Below are 18,795 nucleotides of genomic sequence, written 5' to 3' on the forward strand. Positions count from 1 at the left end.
TCCGCGAAGGGCACGCGGGCACACGGCCAGCCGCTGTGCGCAGACGGACTACCTGCCTGTGACCGGCCCCGCAGCTGAGTGGGTCAGACTTTGGCAATGATTGAATGCGAGGAGGGTTATCTCGCAAAGAAGTCGCTCGAGACCGTGGTCACGTCCGCGCTGGTGGTGTATGGGGTGGCCAGCGGGTGATCCTGTTTGTTGTTAGGCGATCAGGGCGGCCGCTGGTGCTGTGTCCGGGGCGGGGCCTTGGCCTGTGCGCTGGATCTTAGCCAGGATTTCCAGTCCCATGTAGCGGCGGCCCTCGGCCCATTCGTCGTTCTGCTCGGCCAGCACGGCGCCCACTAGCCGGATCACCGAGGCGCGGTCGGGGAAGATGCCGACGACGTCGGTGCGGCGGCGGATCTCCTTGTTCAGTCGTTCCTGCGGGTTGTTGGACCAGATCTGCCGCCAGATCTCGTGGGGGAAGGCGGTGAAGGCCAGCAGGTCGGCCCGGGCCTCGTCCAGGTGTGCGGCGGCCTTGGGAAACTTCGCCTCCAATGCGGCGATGACCTGGCCGGCTTGGGCGTGCACGGCCTCGGCGTCGGGTTGCTCGAAGATGGTGCGCAGCAGCGTGGCCACCCAGGGCTGGGCGGTCTTGGGGACCTGGTTCATCAAATTCCTGGCGTAGTGCGTGCGGCAGCGCTGCCAGGTGGCACCGCCGATCGCGGCGCCGATGGACTCCACCAGGCCGCGGTGCGCGTCGGAGATGACCAACTGCACCCCGGCAAGGCCGCGGGCGGTCAGCGAGCGCAGGAACGCCAGCCAGCCGGCGCCGTCCTCGGCCGAGGCCACGTCGATGCCCAGGATCTCCCGGCCGCCGTCGCCGTTGACCCCGACCGCGACCAGGGCGTGCACGTTGACCACCCGGCCGTTCTCCCGCACCTTCTGGGTCAGGGCGTCGATCCACAGCACCGGATACGGCCCTGCGTCCAGCGGACGGTTACGGAAGGCGGCGACCTGCTCATCCAAGTGCTTGGCCATCGCCGACACCTGTGACTTGGACAGCTGCGTCACCCCGAGTTCGGCGGCCAGCCGCTCCACCCGCCGCGTGGAGACGCCCAGCAGATACGCCGTGGCGACCACCGACATCAGCGCCTGCTCGGCCCGGCGACGCCGCTCCAACAGCCACTCCGGGAAGTATGAGCCGGTCCGCAGCTTGGGCACTGCCAGCTCGATGCTGCCCACCCGGGTATCCCACGCCCGGGTGCGGTAGCCGTTGCGGGAGTTGGTGCGATCGGCGCTGACCTGGCCATAGGGCGCGCCACAGGCTGCGTCGGCCTCGGCTGACATCAACGCCTCAGCGAACGACTTCACCATCGCCCGCAACACGTCCGGCTCGGCCGCGGCGAGTTGCCGCTCGAAGTCGTCACCGGCAGGCACACTGGTCAAAGCGGTCATCGGGTCCTCTTCCTTCAAGATCATCAATCCATCTCGAAGGATCACCCGATGACCGCCTCAGCTATCGGCGATACGCCCATCAGAGCTAACCGATACACCACATCCCAGGACGTAACCGAGACCGTTCGGGGTGTTTCGGGTAACGCTCCGGCAATCGCTATTTCGTGACATTCCTCCGCCAGGGTATGGAGGTGCGCGCATAGCCCTTCAGGACGGTGAACGCGACGACTGCGTCCACGGAAAGGGTCACGAAGCCGATGTGGATCTTGCCGTACCCCAGGCTGCCCAATGTCCCCAGAGCGAGGCCGCCGGTTGCGATCAGCACCATCACCCGCGCCCAGAGGTCCTCGACGTTGTGGGTCGCCGAGTCGAGCACGCGGTCTCGAGACAGCCCACTGAGGAGCATCCACACGAGCATCACCGAGGCCGCGAGCGCGATGGCGCCGGCGATGCCGAGGCCGAGGTCGGCGAAACCACCGGACAACAGGTATCGGGTCAGCGCCGAACCGCTGGGCACGAGCAGAGCATAGGCAGCGCCGATTCCCACGGCGGGCAGCACCACGATCCGCACGGCGCACATCGCCGCGTACCCGGCAATGACCGCCGCGTTCCGCAGGATGCCGAGGGCGCACTGCGCGGTGGCGGCCACCTTCCGGCCGATGATGACTGCGTGCCTGTGCATCCAGTTCGCGGTGCGCACCGTGCTCGTGGCCAAGACGTGTGCGGCGCGGCGGACCGCGTTCACGGTGATCTCTACCGTCCGGGACGCCACGCGGCCCAAGCTGCCGTCCGGAACGGTGTCCAGCACGAAGCGCGGCGGCGCGAAAGGCTCGGGGAACTTCGGTGCGACCTGTCTGTCGACCTTCGGGGCACCTTCCAGGAAGCCGGCGACGGCGGCGATGAACAGCGTCGCCACCGGGCCGCCGATCGCGGTCGTCACCAGGAACACCTGGATCGCCGACGGCGCCCGGAACAGCCACTGCGCCGGTCCTTGACCCAGCGCCAACAGCGTCAGGATCGCAGCCGGGGAGGCGACGGCCGGACCGACCACCAGACCGGCGACCCGGCCCGGGGTGCCGAGTGCAGCCTGCCGTCCAGCATGTTGCCTGGCCGCACGACGGGGCGCGATCTGGTCGGGTATCCGCGGATCCCCGACTCCGATCAGCGACGCCAGCCGGCCGAGGTACAAGGTCGCCCCGCCGAGCACGATCACCAGCACGGCTGTACCCAGAACTCGGTGCAGCGTCACGTCGGGGATCGCGGCCAGTCCGCAGACGAGGCCTCCGACCGCCCACGCCCGCACGGCGGCCGCGTACGTGTGCGGGAAGCGCCGAAGCGGTAGGACGAGCAGCAGCCCGCCGAGCACGGCGCCGAGCACGACAAGAGGAACGTTGGTGGCGTACTGCGCGCTGTATTCGAACCCGCCCAGAACAACCAGCCTACTGAGATTGATTGCGATGGTCTTGCGGCGGCTAGGCAGCCGCGAGGACAACGGCAGGAACCGGTCGTGCTTGCGGCAGAACAAGTCCGTCGGCGCGCTGTAGTCGCCGACGCATCCGCCTTCCGAGCAGTCCTGCGGGTCGGCACGCTCGGCACCCACACTCAGCCAGCCCGGAGTGGGCGGGGTGGAGTGCGACCCTGACGCGGTCGGCGGCGTTGCCGACTGGAAGTGGGTCATGGTTTCTCGGTTCCTCTCGATGGGGCTGATCATGGATGGATCGGAGGTGGCCCGGGGCTCGGCCCCGGCATCAGAGCCTTGGATCACGCCCCTGCCGAATGGTCAGTGCGCTGCGGGCGATATGGCCGACGCGGCTCGGCAGGTAGTGCCCGAGCAGCCGGCACCGGTGCCACCAGCCGAATTGCCCGTCGAACAGCGCCGAGACGAACTCCCGGACCCCGAACACCCGCTCGGCGCCCGGCAGCAGACAGGTCCGCACCCGGCCGGCGGCCGATCCGACGATGTCGAACCGGTCGGCGAGCTCGCGGTAGTCGGCGGCCAGTTCTTCGTCGGGTCGGTCGGGGCGGAACTCGTCGCGGAGCTGCCGGTGGCGGTAACTCAGCGCCGCGGTGAGACTGCCGGCCTCGGCGAACCAGTTCTGTGAGGCCGCCGCGTGTCCGGCTTCCCTGACGCCGCCGCCGCCGATCGCGTCGAGACTGGACGTCAGATCCTGGCGCCGGCGAAACGCGTGAACGCCCGCTTGCTGCTCCAGACCACCCAGCGCCCGGATACGGCCGACCGCCTGCGGCGCCAGGCACCGGGCGATCGGCCGCAGCTCCGGCGTCCGGGCCATGTGCTCGACGACGCGGCCTTCGGTCTCCGCGAGCCGTCGGGCACCGTCCGGGTCCACCGCCGCGGCGCGCCGGTGCGCGACGAGCCACAGATAGGCGGGGACCAGCCGTCCCTGCACCCAGAGACACGCGCCCACGCGTTCGGCCCGGACGAGCGGGTCGATCCCCTCCGGTGTTCGGCGCAGCCACTGGTGCAGGAGGTCGTTCCAGCGGCCCTGCTCCCACAGGAGCTCCGAGCGGGCCAGCCAGACGGCGTCCGACGGCAGACCGGCGAGATTGCCGGAGTCAAGGATCCCCGCGACGGCGCGGGGGATCGCCAGTTCCCGATAGAGCGCCAGCGCCGCTTCGCGGCGTTCGTTCTCGGACACCGGGACGGTCGGTGGCGGTGCCGGAGGGCCGGCGGACACCGCGGGCTCCGGACCCGAGTTCAGACGCCAGGCGTCGAGCAGGGAGCTGAGGAACTCACCGGTCCGGCCGCACAGCACTGTCGGTCGAGCCCCGGCTCGCGCCAGACCGGCGATCACCGGCGGCAGGGCCGGGTTGGCGGCGTCGATGACGTGCCAGCGGGGGTGCGAGCCGTGGTTGATCCAGTACAGGCGGGTGCCCTTGAGCGAGCCCGACGGCAGTGCGGCGACCGTCTGGTCGACGTCGAAGAAGTCGCTGCCGCTGTAGCCGACGACGACGATCGCCGCGGCGGCCGCGAGCGTCGAGGTCAAGGAGTGCTCAACGGGTTTCTGGAAGCCGGGCTCTATCCGGGCCAGGGTGAGGCCCAGGCTGCGGCCCTCGGGGTCGGCGCGGAACGAGCTGTGCAGGTGAATCAGCCGGTCCGCGGCGTCGGGGGGCGCCTCGAGCGTGATCAGCCGCTGTTCAATGCAATCATCGAAGTTCAGCGTCAGCTGGCGGCCGCCGACGGCCAGGTGCGCGGCGAGTGCGGCGTGCTGCCGGTTGGGGACTGCTGTACGTACGTCGTCGAGGATCCGAAGGACTCTGCGTTCGTCGTGATCGAGCACCCGCATCGCGACGCCGAGCACGGTTTCCAGGCGGGGCAGGCGGCCCTTGGGGGCGATTCCCCCGGCCCTGGCCCGTTGCGCGGCGCAGACTTCCGTGATGGTCCAGCCGACGGCCGCGTGGTAGTCGAGCAGCGTGTCGAACGTGCGCTCGGGGAAGAACGCCTCACAGACGCGGCGCGTCAGCGCGGCTCCGGACGGTAGCCCGGTCGGCATCTCCACCGAGACGCCCGCGCCGCTCAGGAATGCCACGCGAAGCGGTCCCAGCCGGGCCAGCTGATCCAATACCGAGTGCACTGAAGCCTGGTTCATCCGGCCACGCCCTGTTCGGCGTCGGGCTGCGAGAGGGATCCAAGACGCCCTTCGGAGCGGGTTTCACCGTCGGTGCCCGGCTTAGCGCCGGAACTCGCGTGCTCCCCGTCCGAGGACGCCGCCCAGATCGCGTCGAACCGATCGACCCAGTAGGCGAACCATCGCGGCGATTCGCTCCGGGTGATGCGCAGGTGCATCCGGTCGCTGATGGCCTGGTCGCCGAAGCCATGCGGCTCGACGATGACGTACCCGTCCTTGTCGCCGGCGTTGACGACGACCAGGCTGAACCCGGGGTTGAAGGGCAGCAGGCGGTAGCCGAACCCGGGGAGGCCGTCGCAGCGTTCCAGGCTGCGGATCGCGGCGGTCAGCGTTTGGTCAAGATCAAGGCCTTGGTCCAGTTGTACCGCGGTGTGTCGCAGCTGGATCGGATCCGGCTTCTGCACCACGATCCGCACCATGCCGCCGCGGGCCAGCACCAGCCGCCGGATCTCTGCCAGATGCACGACGACGTTGATCGCAGTCGGGCCATAGATCCGCAGATCCCGGGCATGAGGGAGCAGTGATGGGAACGGCGCGAAGGCCTCCCGGCCGGCCAGGACGTCCACCGCCCGGTGCCGGTTCGGCGTGATGCTGTGGAAGACCAGGAACGAGATTGCGAGCAGCTGCGCGGCGCCCATGATGGGAGCGCTGACCGCGTCGGTGAGGCCGAGCACGGTCATCGTCAGTCCCGTGACGAAGACCGCATAGCCCTCCAGTCCCCGCCCGTCTCTGATGTCGCGCCCGATCCGCGCCAGATGGCCACTATGGGTGTGCAGTTGATCTCTCTGGGTGGCATCATGGGCTGGCGAACGTCGGTGCCCGGTCACGTCCCGTTCCTTCTCCGCACGTCGGGCCGCTGGTCGGACCACGCGGCGCGGCTCCGAGGAGAGCCGTTGGACCGACCTTTGCAGGGCGCTGTTCCAGTGGCGAGAGGGTCGGCGGTGCGCACATGTGCGGATCCGCCGGAACAGTTGGGGGAGACGTGGATGCGAATCGTGAAATAGCGGCGCAGCTGAAGTCGTGGCGCGAGAGGCGGCATCTCAGCCAGGCGAACCTGGCCGACCGGATCAACGTCTCCCGCTCGCACTACACCCGCCTTGAACGAGGCGAACGGCCGCTACACCCGGTGCTGGCCGACGCGCTCGACAAGGCTTTGGACACCGGCGGGCTGTTCCAGAACTTGCGTGAGGGATCGGCGGCCGACCCCTCACAGCACCGAAGCTCCGACGCGGCGTCACCGGGCGAGTCGTCCGATCGCGGGCCCTTCGTCCCGTTCCCGAACACCGTGCACTTCACCGGCCGGGCCGATGAGGTCCAGGCCGTGTGCCAAACGCTGACCGGGCAGCTCGGCCATCCCCGCGCGGCGGGGATCTGCGTCATCAGTGGCATGCCGGGGATCGGCAAGACCGCGCTGGCTCGATGCGTCGCGCACCTGCTCGCTGACCGCTTCCCGGATGGCTGCCTGTGCCTGGACCTGCAGGGATTCGCCCCCGGGGTGACGCCGTTGACCGACTTCGATGCGCTCGGCCTGGTGCTGGCGATGCTGGGCGTGCCCGATGAGCAGATCCCGGCGGGACGGCAGGCGCGCGTCGTCCGCTATCACCGGGAGATCGCCGGACGGCGGCTGCTGCTCCTGCTCGATGACGCCGTGTGCGCTCAGCAGATCAGCTGCCTGATGCCGCCGACAGCCGGTTGCTCGGTCCTGGTCACCAGCCGCAACCGGCTGACTGCTCTCGACGACGCGCACCGGGTGGTACTGCCTGTGCTGCCACCGGAGCAGGCAGCTGAGTTGTTCTGCGCCGTTGCCGAGTATCGCGGCGGCGATCAGACCTCGATCGACGGCATTCTGGCAGCGTGCGGCGGGGTTCCGCTCGCGCTGCGGATCGTGGCCGCCCGGTGTCGTCCCGACAGCGGTCTGACACCGGCGGACCTGGCGGCGCGGTTGGCGCATCCCCGGTCGCGGCTCACCCATCTCGCCGACAATGAGCGGGCTGTCTCCGATGCCTTCGGCGCCTCACTGGACCTGCTTCCTTCCGCACAGCGCCGGCTGTTCTTGCTGCTCGGCCTGCATCCGGCGAAACCGCTGAGCGGCTGGGCGGCCGCCGCGCTCGCCGACATTCCCGCCGAACAAGCCGAGCGCGGGCTGGAGGAACTGGTCGGAGCCAGCCTGCTGGAGCCTCGTGGGCACGGCCGCTTCCGAGTCCACGACCTGCTAGCGGAGTTCGCGGCTTCGGCCGTCCGGCGGGAACTCCCGGCGACGGAGATTTGGGCGGCGACGGGGCGGATGCTGGACGCGTACGCGGTCACCGCCGAGGCGGCCGACCGGCTGCTCACCCCCTACCGCCACCGTCTTTCAGCGACTGAGGGCGCCGCGACCGGATCACCGCCGCAGACCTTCGAAGACGACGAACATGCGCGGAGTTGGCTTACTGATCATCTCGATACCCTCAGCGCGCTGTGCGTGCTCGCCGCCACCGACGGCTGGGACGAGCGGTCGTGGCAGCTGGCCTACTCCCTGCGCGGAGTCTTCTTCCTCGGCCGGCACTGGCGGTTGTGGCGTGCCACGCACGAGGCGGCGCTGCCCGCTGCGGTCCGGGCGGGAAACCGCATCGGCACCGGCATGACCTTGGCCAACCTCGGTTTCGTGCTGGGCGAGACGCACGACTTCGAGGCGGCCATGACCCACTTGGGTGCCGCTGTGGAGGTGTTCCGGGACATCGGCGACAGACACGGCGAGTTCACGGCGCAATCCCACTTGGCCTGGATCCAGCACTGCACCGGTGACTACCGGGAAGCCCTGGCCGGGCAGACGGCCGCGCTGGAGTTCCGGCAGGCCGTCGGGACGCCGCGAAATGTGGCGATCATCATGCGCGACATGGCCGCGACCGAGCTCGCCCTGGGGAAGCACGGCGAAGCCCGCGACCACCTCCAGACCGCGGTTGCGATGTTCACCGAGTTGGGACTGCGCCTGGATCTGACGATGGCGCTCAACGGCCTCGGCGAACTCGCCGTCCACGAGGGCGACACCCTCCAGGCCGACGTCCACCACTATGCAGCGCTGAACGCCGCCCGGCGCTCGGGCAGCGTCTTCGAGCAGGCCCGTGCGCACGCTGGACTGGGGCGGTGCGCCGTCCGCCGAGGCCGCCCGGCGCGCGCGCGGCACCAGCTGACCAGAGCGCTGCGACTTTACGACACATTGGGTGCCGGCCATGTCGCGGCCGCCGTGCACGCCGAACTCGCCGCGTTGGACGGTGCCGGGATCTCCGCAGCGCGTACCCGCACGCCGGGCACGCCCAGTGCGCCGAGCGCTCCGGGACAGACGCGATGAGCCCTCAGAAAACAGGCGTCCCGCCGGGCGAGTTCGACATCTTCCTCTCCCTCGGCGGCCCCGACCGGGTCGAGGCGAACCTGCTCAAGGAGGCGCTGGTCAAGGAAGGGCTGACCGTCTTCATCGACGAGGACGACATCAGGCACTTCGACGGCATCACCCGGGAGATAGAACGGTGCCTGCGATCCTCCCGGGCGCTACTCGCCTACTACTCCAGAGAGTATCCGCTGCGCTCCGCGTGCCAGTTCGAGCTGACCGCGGCTCTGTTGGCGGGACGGAACGAGCAGGACCCGACGCGGCGGATCATCGTCGTCAACCCCGAGGCGACCGAGGATCATATCCAGCCCGCCTACATCAGCGACGCGCGGTTCGCGGTGCGCCCCGGCAGCGACCACGAGCGGAAGGCTCTGGCGGCGCTGATCAAGCAGAAGGTGGACACGCTCGAAGGACCGCTCAGCTCGATCGCCTTCACCCGACGGCCGCGCTGGTTCGCCTTCCGGATCGCCGGCGCGCCGGGCTTCGTGGGCCGGTACCGCGAGTTGTGGGAGCTGGACAGTCTACTGACCAAGGCCGCACTGCCGCTCACCCAGGACACGCCGTTCGGGCCGGTCGCGGTGGTCACGGGAGCCGCGCGGGTCGGCAAGAGCAGCCTGGTGGCGGACTATGCGTGGCAGTTCGGCGCGGCTTTCCGCGGCGGTGTCTATTGGATCGACATGTCCGGCGTCGAGGGGACCGCGGACCAGGTGCTTGCCGCCTACGCTGACCGAGTCCGCTCGAGCGCCGCAATCGCGGGCCTCGATGTCGCCGGGCTCAGTCGGGAGCGGATGTTCGGCGTGCTCGGCGATCATCTCGCCGCTACTGCGGAGCCCAGCTTGTGGATTGTCGACGGCCTGCCCGCGGGACTGGGCGAACAGGCTCCGCACCGTATGATCATCCCGGCTGGCGATCGGGTGCAGACCGTCTTCGTCGGGCGGCGCGACCCGTTCGGTGGGGCGATCCGCGCGATGGTGCTCGGCGGCTTGAGCCGGGGATGATGCCCGGGAACTGCTGGGGTCGTACCGCAAACCCGCCGGTGAACGGGAGGAGGCCGCCCGCGACGAGCTTGTCGACCGCCTCGGCGGACACGCGGGTGCCCTGGTGCTGGCTGGGGGCCGACTCCAGGATCGTCAAGGGCTGCGCTCGCATGCCGAGGTTTTGGCCGACTTCGATGGTGTCGCCGACATAGACCGGTTCTTCGGCGTACTGGTCCGGGAGAGCATCGGTGAGTTGGACACAGCCCGGACGCTTGTGCTGGCGGTCGCGTCGGTCTGCGCCGCGGCCGGCATTCCCGCGGGGCTCCTTGTCCGGGCGGTCGCGACGCTCGCCAATGGCGCGATCGACGCGTCGGCAGTGGGCGACGCCTTACGGGGTCTGCAGGCGGCCGGTCTGGCCGCCAACGACGACGGCCGGTGGTCGATCTCCGCGGTCGCCCGGGAACTGGCGCGCGAGCAGAACCCGCCGGGACCACGGCGGCAGTACCTCCGGACCGTGGTCGCCGACGCGCTCACACCGATGCTCCAGGATGCCGCCACTTCGCTCGGCGACCGGCCTGGCCTGGTGACACACGCAGTTCGGCTGTGTGGCGAGGCCGACCGGAGCGAGGATGCCCGCTGGCTTGCGATCTTGCTGGAACGGCTCGCGGAGCATTATGAGGCGCGCGGTGAGGCCGCTTCGTCGGCGGTCTACCGGGACCGTCTGCTCGACATCCGCGGGGAGAACACCTCGGACCTGTTTTATGCGGCGCGTGCTGCTCAGGCAGCGCGCGAATTCGACAAGGCAGCTGGCCTGGCGCAGCGCGCTCTGTCAGGTGCCGGAAGCGACGAGCCCCAGTTTCGCCGTTGTCGGCTGCTGTTGGCCGAGGCGTTGGACGGCGCATTGCGGTTTCAGGAAGCTGAAACGTACTGGGAGCACGTGGCGGCGTCGGCCGGCGACCGTGACGCCGGGGAGTCAACAGGACGCGCCGCGGAGTCGGTCGCGTATGCGAGATCGCGGATCCGACGGGGTGAGCTGCGCAGGGCCAAGCAGGCTTTGAAGTTGCTCATCGAGGAGTACGCACGATCGAGCGGAGACGTGGAGTTCACGACAGCCGATGCAGTTGGTGGTCAGATCCGAGGCGCGCGCATCGAGTACGCGCACGTGTTGGCGCTGATCGGGGATCAGATCGAGGCGCGCCGCGTGGCGTCGGAGCTGGTGGCCATCTACCGCGAAGCCGGTCTGCTGCGCCACGCCGACATGGTGCGGGCACAAGAGATCCTGGCCGAGGCGAAACTGGTGCCACACATCAGGGAACTGCGACTAGACGACACTGCCAGGGCACGGGCGGAGCAGGACATGAAGCAGCTCTGGCAGAAGAACCGAGAGGAAGACGGGCCGCGTAGCCCGTCCGCGCTATTCGCGGGGGTGGGCTACGGCCACGCTCTGGTCTCACAGGGACGCAAGGAGAAGGCACGCGACATGCTCGTGGGTTTGCGCGCAGACGCGATCGCAGTCGGTGGGCCGCGTGATCCCGCGTATTTGCGGGCGACATTCCTGCTGGGGCAGGCATACGCCCAGATGAGGTGCTATCGAAAGGCGTTGAAGATGTTCCGGTACGCCTACGCGAACCAGCAGGAGATTCTCGGCCCGGCGCACCCGTACACATTGGCGAGCGGGTTCGAGCTGGCCGTCATGTACAAGACGGTGGGTGAGGACACCGAGGCGGCCAAATTGATCCGCGAACAAGACGCGCTGAGCGCCAAGTCGATGGAGTACTCGAACGATCTCCGCGCCCAGATCAAGGTCGCCGGATCGCTGATCGCGCTGATTCCTTCGCCGCTGTGGCGGTGGATGCGGGGACCTGAGCGGGATTGCTGACCAGCGCCGAGCGTTTGATAGCCGGTGTATCCGCGATCGCGGACGGCCGGCTCAGCGTGACCGCACGAGGGCCGCATTGCTCGCGGGCGTCAGGTGCCGTCTTGGTGGTCGTGGCGATGCTGTGCGCGCACTTCAGGCGTCAATCATTTCCTGTCCGGCACGCCGGGACACCAGATCCCCGAGGGTCCTCGACGACTTCACCCGCCGAGGACTTCCTGGGCGCACCCGAGGTGTGTGACTGCTCTACCGGTCGCAGCACTGACCTTGGCCGTCGATGGGGCCTGAGGCATACTCCGCCAGGGGAGGATCGTCCGGGGGACCATACATAGCCCACTCCTGCTCTTCAGAAAATCAAACCGCACGTGGATTCGGCGGTCGGAGCCGCCAGGACTCCCGCGAAATACGCTCGCAAAACACGTGCGGCGCGAATATTGGTGCAGTGGTGGCACAGCGGTGCGCCACCACTAAGGCACCATGGCGTGGGGATCAGAGAGGGGGGAGATGCGGCCCGAATGGGACAGGTACGCCCAACGTCTCAAAGCCTTGCGGAGCGAACAGGGGCTGAGCCAGCGGCGTCTGGCGCGGGCTCTACATGTGGACCATAGCGTGATCTCGCGTGCGGAGAGTGCCGTCCGTCGTCCCGATCCCGACCTCGCGGCCTCGATCGACCTGCTGCTGAGCACGGGTGGCGAGTTGCAGCGGTTGGCTCGGGACGCGGTGCGAAAGCAGGCGTCGGCCGACTCACTATCGACGCGTGGGGGTCCTTCTGGTGCGGTCCCGCGGTTGCGATCGTCTATACCGCCCGACTCCGTGCACTTCACTGGTAGGAACGCGGAGTTTGACCAGGTGCGATCAGAGCTCGTCGAACGGCCCGACGCGGTCGGCGCCGCGAGCGTCTGCGTGATCAGCGCGCTGGCCGGTGTGGGCAAGACAGCGCTCGCCATCCACAGCGCGCACCGCCTCGCCGGCCGTTTTCCGGACGGATGTCTGTTCCTCGATCTGCGTGGCTTCACTCCCGGACACGCGCCGCTGAGCAGCTTCGAGGCGCTGGGAGCTCTGCTCGCCTTGCTGGATGTCCCGGTCGCCACCATCCACAGCACCGAGCCGGCGCGCTCGGCGCAGTTCCAGGCGGAGACCGCCGGCGCGCGGCTGCTGCTGGTGCTAGACAACGCCGCTGACGCACATCAGGTACGACTGCTCTTGCCATCGGCGCCTGGCTGCCGGGTATTGGTGACGAGCCGGAACCGCCTTGTGGCCCTTGACGAGGCCGTGCATCTCGACCTGCGGCCCCTTGCCGAGGTTGATGCCGCCGCGCTGTTCCGCATGGTGTCGGCCGGCGGTCGTGTCTCGCAGAGCACTGTCGACGGTATCGTCGCGCGCTGTGCCGGCGTCCCATTGGCGTTGCGGATCGCGGCGGCACGCTGCGCTCCCGGCGGCGCGTTCGATCCGGAACTGCTCGCCGCCGAGCTGTCGCGCGCGGAGGACTTCATCGGGCAGCTGGACGACGGGGAACGCAGCGTGCGTGCGGTGTTCGATGCCTCGTTCTCCTTGCTGCCCCGAGAGCTGCGGCAGGTGCTTGCTCTGCTCGGCACCCGTCTGCTGACCGTCTTCGACATTTGGGACGTCGCAATGCTCGCCGACCTCCCGCTCCTCGGCGCGGCTGGCGCGTTGGAACGGCTGCACGCGGCGAGTCTGCTTGAAGTGCGCGGCACTGATCGTTTCGTCCTGCACGATCTGGTCGCCGAGTACGCGATATCCGCCGCCGGACAGACGCTCGGCGCCGAGCAGCTGCGGGCCGCAATCGGACGCTTGCTCGACGCCTATCTGCGCGTCTGTGACAGGGCCGACTCACAGGTCACGCCGCATCGGCACCGCTTCCCGCTCGCGGTGGCGGCAGCCGGAGCTGTGCCAGACCCGGACTTCAGTGACTACTACGAGGCCCTCGACTGGCAGACCAAGCATCTCGACACGGCCGCGGCGCTGTGCGAAACCGCCTACGAGCACGGTTTCGACGAACAGTGCTGGCAACTCGCCTACGCGCTGCGCGGGGTCTTCTTCCTCACCAAGCACTGGGAGCAGTGGGATCGTATCCAGCGCATCGCGCTGGCGGCGACAAGACGGCTCCAAGACCCGCACGCCGAGTGCGTGACTCTGAACAACCTCGGCCTCATCCTCGGTGAACGGGGCGAGACCGACGCCGCGCACCGCTGCCTCAACGAGGCCGAAAGCGTGTGCCGCGCCGCCCGTGATCGCTTCGGCGAGAACACCGCACGCGCCCACAGGGCCTGGCTCTTCCACACGGCCGGACGGCATGGCGAGTCCCTGACCGAGCACGAGGGCGTCCTCGAGTTCTACACGCAGATCGACAGCCCTCGCAATGTGGCCATCGTGATGCGCGACATGGCCGCATCCGAAGCCGCTCTAGGCCACACCGACAGTGCCCTCGCGCACTTGCACGCGGCCGAGCAGGCCTTTCGCAAATTGGATCTGACGATGGACCTGGCCATGGCCCTGAACGACCTCGGCGAGACCTACACAGCGATCATCGACCCGAAACGCGCCGCCGAGTACTTCGAAGCAGCGCTGGCAGCCTGCGCGGAGTCCGGCAGCGATCATGAACGGGCTCGAGCGCACGCCGGCCTCGGCGCCCTGGCGGAGTCCGCAGGCCGGCAGAACTGGGCGAACGCACACTACCTTCAGGCCCTGAGGCTGTTCGATGCGCTCGGCGCTCCGGCGGCGGACGTGGTGCGCGCTCGGCTGCACGCGTCGACTGTCATGTTCCCGACCACCGCTGAGGAGGACGAGAACCGCTGATGCCCGCGACGTTCCACCACGCACCGAAAGACGAGGATCTGCGCGGGTCGGTTTCGCATGACGAGTTCAGTCGTCGAACGCCAGCCGTTCTGCCCAGTCGATGAGTCGGTCCACCACGGCCAGGTCCGCTTCGGGGCAACCGAGCACGACCCGCATGCCTTCGGCGGCGTCGCGCAGCACGTTCAGACCGTCATCGATCTGACTGTCCAGCTGGCCCAGGCAGACGGTCGCGTGGCCGAGACACGTCTCGGCGAAGAGAGTCTCGGGGTGGTCTGTGCCGAACTCCGCGACCAGTGCTCCGTGCAGGTACGAAGCGAGTTCGAAGTCCTCGACACGCTCGTCGGTCGTTTCGTCGTCGAGTCGGACCGCGACCTCCGTCCAATCACCAGGAGGTTCTTGAACCGGCTCCGAGAAGACACGGTTCACGGAGTCTGATGGAGGGTTGGCGGTGGATACGTGGACGCTCCGCAGGTTGATGATCAGGTTCCGCAGGGTGCGACGGGCGGCAGGAGAGCCGGGATCGGCGTGGGTGACACGCTTGCGATACACGGCGCGGAGTTCAGCAGTCCGGGCCTCAGGGTCCGCGCAAACGGCGGCGAACTCGAGAGCGCTGAGAGCGTCGGGGTGAGAAGGTCCGTAGATGGCTCTGCGCACGTCGTAGGCCTCCTGGAACAATGCGCGCGCGGCGGCCGAATTCCCCGCTCGATAATGGCTGACGGCGAGCGAGCTGATCGCGTCGGCGAGCTGCGGGTCATCAGGCCTCAGATACCGCCGACTCGCCGCAACGACCCTCGTCCTGAGACGCAACGCCAGACTCTCGTGTCCATCAAGCTCGCGAGCCGTCGCGTACGCGTTCAACGAAGCGAGCGTCGCGGGGTGCGAAGGCCCGCGGCGCTTGAGATGGGTGGCATAGATCTGCCGGTGGAGTACTCGGGCCTTCGCATAGTCGCCGAGCTCGCCGAATGTGACAGCCACGTTGTTCAGGGCGGTCAGCGTCGCTTCCTCATCCGCGCCCTCGACGCGCGCGAGCACCTCATAGGCACGCGTCTTGAAGTCCAGTGCGAGCTCGTGCTGACCTAGCAGGCCGTAGGCGACGCCGAGACCCACCAGCCCTGCCTGCGTGGCGAAATCGTCCTCGCCGAGTGACTCCCGGCACGCCTGATAGAGCCGCTCGAACATCGCCAGCGCGGCCCGCTCGTCGCCGAGGCCGACCTGGACGCGTCCCGCCTCGTTCAGCAGGCTCTGCTGGGCCACGTCGGTCGCGCCACCGGCGACGGCACGCACGTGCGGCAAATAGTCCACGATGCCGTCCCGCCCGCGCTCGAGAATCTCCCCGAGCGCCTCGACGGACCTGGCCCGCAGCTGCTCACGGTCGCCGCTGCCGAACCGGTCGCGGAACCGCACCGCACGGCTCACCAGTGAATGCACGCTCCACAAGGTCCCGAACGTGCCTACCGTCACCGTGGCCAACGCCAGTGCGGCGCACTCTCGAAGCGCGTCGTCAACCGTCATCCCCGGACGTGTGCTGTCGAGCCGCCGACTGTCGCCGAGTACGCTGTCGAACATCGCCGCAGGAACGGGTGCGGCCGCAAGAATGCTTGCCAGCAGCAATACCTCATATGCCGCCGACGAAAGCCTCGCCAGCGACCGCATCATCGCCGCCGCCACACTGCCTTGATGGTCCGTGGCGATCTCGTGCTCCCGCGCCGCCGCCCACTCGAGTGCGTCGCGATCGGGGTCGGCCAGTTCTGTGCGAACCTGGTCGAGCTCAGCTGTCCCGTTATTGTCCAGTGTTCGGGCGACCAGCGCGACCGCCATGGCGTGGTGACCGAGATCGGCCGCAAGCCGACGCGCCGAAGCGATCGTCGCCCGATCAGCCCTCGCGCCGGCGCCTCCCAGCAAAATCCTCACCGCCGCAGACTCGCCGAGTGGCCCCAGCTCGACTGTCTCGCCGACGAATCCACGATGCGCGTGGCGTGATGTGACAAGCGTGCGCCCGCGAGCCGTCGGAGCGAGGAACTCGCGAACACCGATCGGCCCGACATGATCCGGCAGATCGTCGACGATCCAAAGGTAGTCCTGGTCGGCCCTCTCCAGGTGGTCCCGAATCACCGACCGCGCCGAGCGATCAGCCGAACGTCCTTCGACCTCGGCCGGCACCCCCGGCAACTCCTCGGCGATCCGTGCCAGCTGCTGTTCGAGCGCTGTCCTGAGCAAGGCAGGTGAGCTGTTCGCATTTCGGTGACTACCGAATCCCCGCAGAACGAAGACCCCACCAGGATGGTCCGCTGCGAACCATCGCGCGTACTGCTCGGCAAGCATCGTCTTGCCCTGGCCACCCATGCCCACGATGCGCGCCAGCCGCTGCCCCGGCTGTGCCGCGTCATCCCGTCCGGCCAACGCGTCGTGCAGATCCCACAGCTCTGTCGCACGGCCGTGAAAGGCAGGTTCCGCGACGGTCGGAAACGGATACCAATTCGGCGGCCCAGGCTCAGAGGCGATCCCGAACGGCCTGTCGTCGATCTCCTCCAATCGCTCTGCGACCACCGCGGCGAGTGCATCCGGGCCGGTGGAACGCGCGGGAAGTCGCTTGTCCTGCAGCGCCCGCGGCCGAACGGCTTCGTAGGGCAGCTCCCTGACAACGGGGAGGATTCGGCGCACGTCGCCGTCGAGGCGATACGCCGCGGTCATCGCGTGAGCGAGTTCCAGCCGGCAGTATGCGCTCTCCGGGAACTGGGGCGTATAGAGCGCCACAAAACTGCGAGATCCAGCGAGCGCGGCGAACACTTCCGTGCCGATGTCGTCGAAGTCCCGCATGCCGGTCTCGTCGCGGAAGACCTGCAAACGTCGCGCCTCCAAGGCTGCGACGAGTATCAACGCCTCGGCCAAGTTCTTCCACGAGTAACTGAAGAAGACGTCGTATACGGCTTCGTTCTCGCCGCCGTCCCGCACCGGCGCTGTCATGAGAGCGACGCCTCCTGATCGGCCTCCAGCAGCCGCTTGAAACGCCGTAGCGGGCCAGAGCGAGGCGTCCGGGTGGGGAGCTCTGCCGCATGCCGAGACGTGTGCCCGAGCCACGTCAACGACCGCCAAGCCAGCCGCACCTGGTCATCGACAAGCCCGTCGGGAATCTGAGGACGCAGCGGATCCAAGGCACCACTGGGACGACGGCACCGGATCGTGAGATCCTCTCGGCCCCGTTCGGCCGAGATAGTCTCCGCCCGGGCACGCAGGGCCTCCTCAATGTGGTCGAACCCTGCTTCGATTTGCTTCCGCAACGCCAACGCGGTCGACTTGTACTCGCGTTCGCACGACAAGCCGATTTGCCGTTCCGTCCACCAGTCCAGAACAGCCTCATGCGGCCGCGCGTAGACGATCCTGGCCGGCGTGCGGCGTAGCTGCTCCAACGCACCGTGGTCCGGCGAGCCGTCCGGCGTGAGAAACGAATGGGGACGTGCCGCGAGCACCGCGGGCCAGGGCCTGCCCGCCGCATGCGACCGGCCCACGTGCTCCGCCACCTCCCGCCACGCCTCGGCCGGACCGCTGAGCCAGTCCCGCCTCGTGGCGACCACCTGCCCGCTCCGGTCGATGACCGTGCCGGAGTGCACGAGCACGAACTGCCATCCGAGCGCCCCGGCAAGCATCGCGGCAGCCATACTCGAGCTGTACCGGCCGCCGATCAGGACCAGCGGACGCTGATCCCGGCAGCTCCAGCCATCGGCCGCGGCTTCGGTGGACCGGCCGCTCACGATGTCCTGCACGAGGATCTGCGCGGGCCACCGGTCGGCGGCAGGACGCCATGTCTGCGAACCGGCGTCACCCTGCCAGCTGTACTGCCCGAACCAGCGCAGCGGCTCGGCTACGAACGCGGCCAGTTCCAAACGCACCGCACAGTAATCCGGGTGGCGCCGCAGCATCGCGGCGCTCGGCGACGGCACGATGCGAGCCATCCCGGCCAGCCGCTCCACGTCAGCCAACGCTGGTACAGCGGCGCCCGGTATCAACAGGAACTGCGCCGCGACGTCGGTGGTGAGTGGATAGCTTCCGTGTGACTCCAGTGCCAGCAACCGAACGGCATACCGCGCCCGCATGGTCTCGTCATGAAGCAGCGCGTGGACCGCGGCTTCGGGCGCGTACATCTGGTCACCGCCGCCACCGGCGCCACTTCGACCTGGATCGACGTCGGACTCGTCGAGCCAGCCCGCGTCGACGAACGCCTCAATCGGACTGACTCCCGCAAACCGGGCCAAGTCCCGCACCCGATCCGGACCCGGATTGCGCCGTCCGCTGAACCATGAACGTACCGTCTCCGCGCTGACCCCGAAGTACCGCGCGACGGCGGCTTGGGTCAGCTCCCTGCCGGTCGACCGTAGATGGCCGTCGGTGATCCGCCGCATCATCCGCTCGATCTGGTCCGCGCGCGGTACGGAGCCCGCGGGGCGCTCCTGCGGGTCGAGGCCGGCCATGGGACCTCCGGTACAGAAGTTGGGAATCCGGTACCCAATCTCGGTCGCCGGATGGTCGCTGGAACATTCCGCGAAGCGAGAATCGGAGCGAGTGAGAATCCTGGTTCGCCTCACGATATCCGGCCACGGGGACTGGCTGAAGCGGTAGGAGAGCCGGACGACGGCTCGGCACGGCGCACTGGCGGGTGAGGGGAGCGGCCAGTGCGTCTCC

The 18,795-nt window shown here is 68.6% G+C and carries 10 protein-coding genes; 4 read left to right on the forward strand and 6 right to left on the reverse strand.

Annotated features, from left to right (window positions below):
• Window positions 1-201: 201 nt before the first annotated feature.
• The 4 genes from CACI_RS01095 to CACI_RS01110 form a co-directional block, all read right to left on the reverse strand.
• On the reverse strand, window positions 202-1,437 hold the full coding sequence (locus tag CACI_RS01095; RefSeq protein ID WP_049871942.1) for an IS256 family transposase: 1,236 nt from the start codon (window positions 1,435-1,437) through the stop codon (window positions 202-204).
• A gap of 157 nt (window positions 1,438-1,594) precedes the next feature.
• A complete protein-coding gene (locus tag CACI_RS01100; RefSeq protein ID WP_012784470.1) occupies window positions 1,595-3,115 on the reverse strand; it encodes a hypothetical protein in 1,521 nt (506 codons plus the stop codon).
• 70 nt (window positions 3,116-3,185) lie between these two features.
• Window positions 3,186-4,985: a hypothetical protein gene (locus CACI_RS01105; RefSeq protein WP_143765113.1), complete on the reverse strand. Its 1,800-nt coding sequence runs from the start codon at window positions 4,983-4,985 to the stop codon at window positions 3,186-3,188.
• 56 nt (window positions 4,986-5,041) lie between these two features.
• Window positions 5,042-5,764: a hypothetical protein gene (locus CACI_RS01110; RefSeq protein ID WP_041539968.1), complete on the reverse strand. Its 723-nt coding sequence runs from the start codon at window positions 5,762-5,764 to the stop codon at window positions 5,042-5,044.
• A gap of 302 nt (window positions 5,765-6,066) precedes the next feature.
• Here CACI_RS01110 and CACI_RS01115 point away from each other — a divergent pair, with 302 nt between their 5' ends.
• The 4 genes from CACI_RS01115 (at window position 6,067) to CACI_RS44880 (ending at window position 14,118) form a co-directional block, all read left to right on the forward strand.
• Window positions 6,067-8,412, forward strand: a complete 2,346-nt coding sequence (locus tag CACI_RS01115) for a helix-turn-helix domain-containing protein (RefSeq protein ID WP_041539969.1) — start codon at window positions 6,067-6,069, stop codon at window positions 8,410-8,412.
• Entirely contained in the window at window positions 8,409-9,446 is a 1,038-nt protein-coding gene (locus CACI_RS01120) for a toll/interleukin-1 receptor domain-containing protein (RefSeq protein ID WP_012784474.1), read from the forward strand. Before CACI_RS01115 ends, CACI_RS01120 begins: the two co-directional genes overlap by 4 nt.
• Window positions 9,447-9,606: 160 nt before the next feature.
• Window positions 9,607-11,304: a tetratricopeptide repeat protein gene (locus CACI_RS01125; RefSeq protein ID WP_041539970.1), complete on the forward strand. Its 1,698-nt coding sequence runs from the start codon at window positions 9,607-9,609 to the stop codon at window positions 11,302-11,304.
• A 501-nt stretch (window positions 11,305-11,805) separates the two neighbouring features.
• Window positions 11,806-14,118: a helix-turn-helix domain-containing protein gene (locus tag CACI_RS44880; protein ID WP_012784476.1), complete on the forward strand. Its 2,313-nt coding sequence runs from the start codon at window positions 11,806-11,808 to the stop codon at window positions 14,116-14,118.
• Between the two features lie 66 nt (window positions 14,119-14,184).
• Here the strand turns inward: CACI_RS44880 and CACI_RS01135 are convergent, their stop codons facing one another.
• Window positions 14,185-17,082: a tetratricopeptide repeat protein gene (locus CACI_RS01135; RefSeq protein WP_012784477.1), complete on the reverse strand. Its 2,898-nt coding sequence runs from the start codon at window positions 17,080-17,082 to the stop codon at window positions 14,185-14,187.
• Window positions 17,079-18,584, reverse strand: coding sequence for a helix-turn-helix domain-containing protein (locus CACI_RS01140; RefSeq protein WP_012784478.1), 1,506 nt, complete (start codon window positions 18,582-18,584; stop codon window positions 17,079-17,081). The genes CACI_RS01135 and CACI_RS01140 overlap by 4 nt, the downstream gene beginning before the upstream one ends.
• Between the last annotated feature and the right edge of the window lie 211 nt (window positions 18,585-18,795).

Origin of the sequence: Catenulispora acidiphila DSM 44928 (assembly GCF_000024025.1) — a bacterium.
In the GTDB taxonomy this organism is placed as follows: Bacteria; Actinomycetota; Actinomycetes; order Streptomycetales; family Catenulisporaceae; genus Catenulispora; species Catenulispora acidiphila.

Bases quoted from the DNA above. Each gene is read 5' to 3' on its own strand.
- CACI_RS01100 (WP_012784470.1), bottom strand. From the start codon at position 3,115: ATGACCCACTTCCAGTCGGCAACGCCGCCGACCGCGTCAGGGTCGCAC.
- CACI_RS01120 (WP_012784474.1), top strand. From the start codon at position 8,409: ATGAGCCCTCAGAAAACAGGCGTCCCGCCGGGCGAGTTCGACATCTTC.
- CACI_RS44880 (WP_012784476.1), top strand. From the start codon at position 11,806: ATGCGGCCCGAATGGGACAGGTACGCCCAACGTCTCAAAGCCTTGCGG.
- CACI_RS01110 (WP_041539968.1), bottom strand. From the start codon at position 5,764: ATGACCGTGCTCGGCCTCACCGACGCGGTCAGCGCTCCCATCATGGGC.
- CACI_RS01135 (WP_012784477.1), bottom strand. From the start codon at position 17,082: ATGACAGCGCCGGTGCGGGACGGCGGCGAGAACGAAGCCGTATACGAC.
- CACI_RS01095 (WP_049871942.1), bottom strand. From the start codon at position 1,437: ATGACCGCTTTGACCAGTGTGCCTGCCGGTGACGACTTCGAGCGGCAA.
- CACI_RS01140 (WP_012784478.1), bottom strand. From the start codon at position 18,584: ATGGCCGGCCTCGACCCGCAGGAGCGCCCCGCGGGCTCCGTACCGCGC.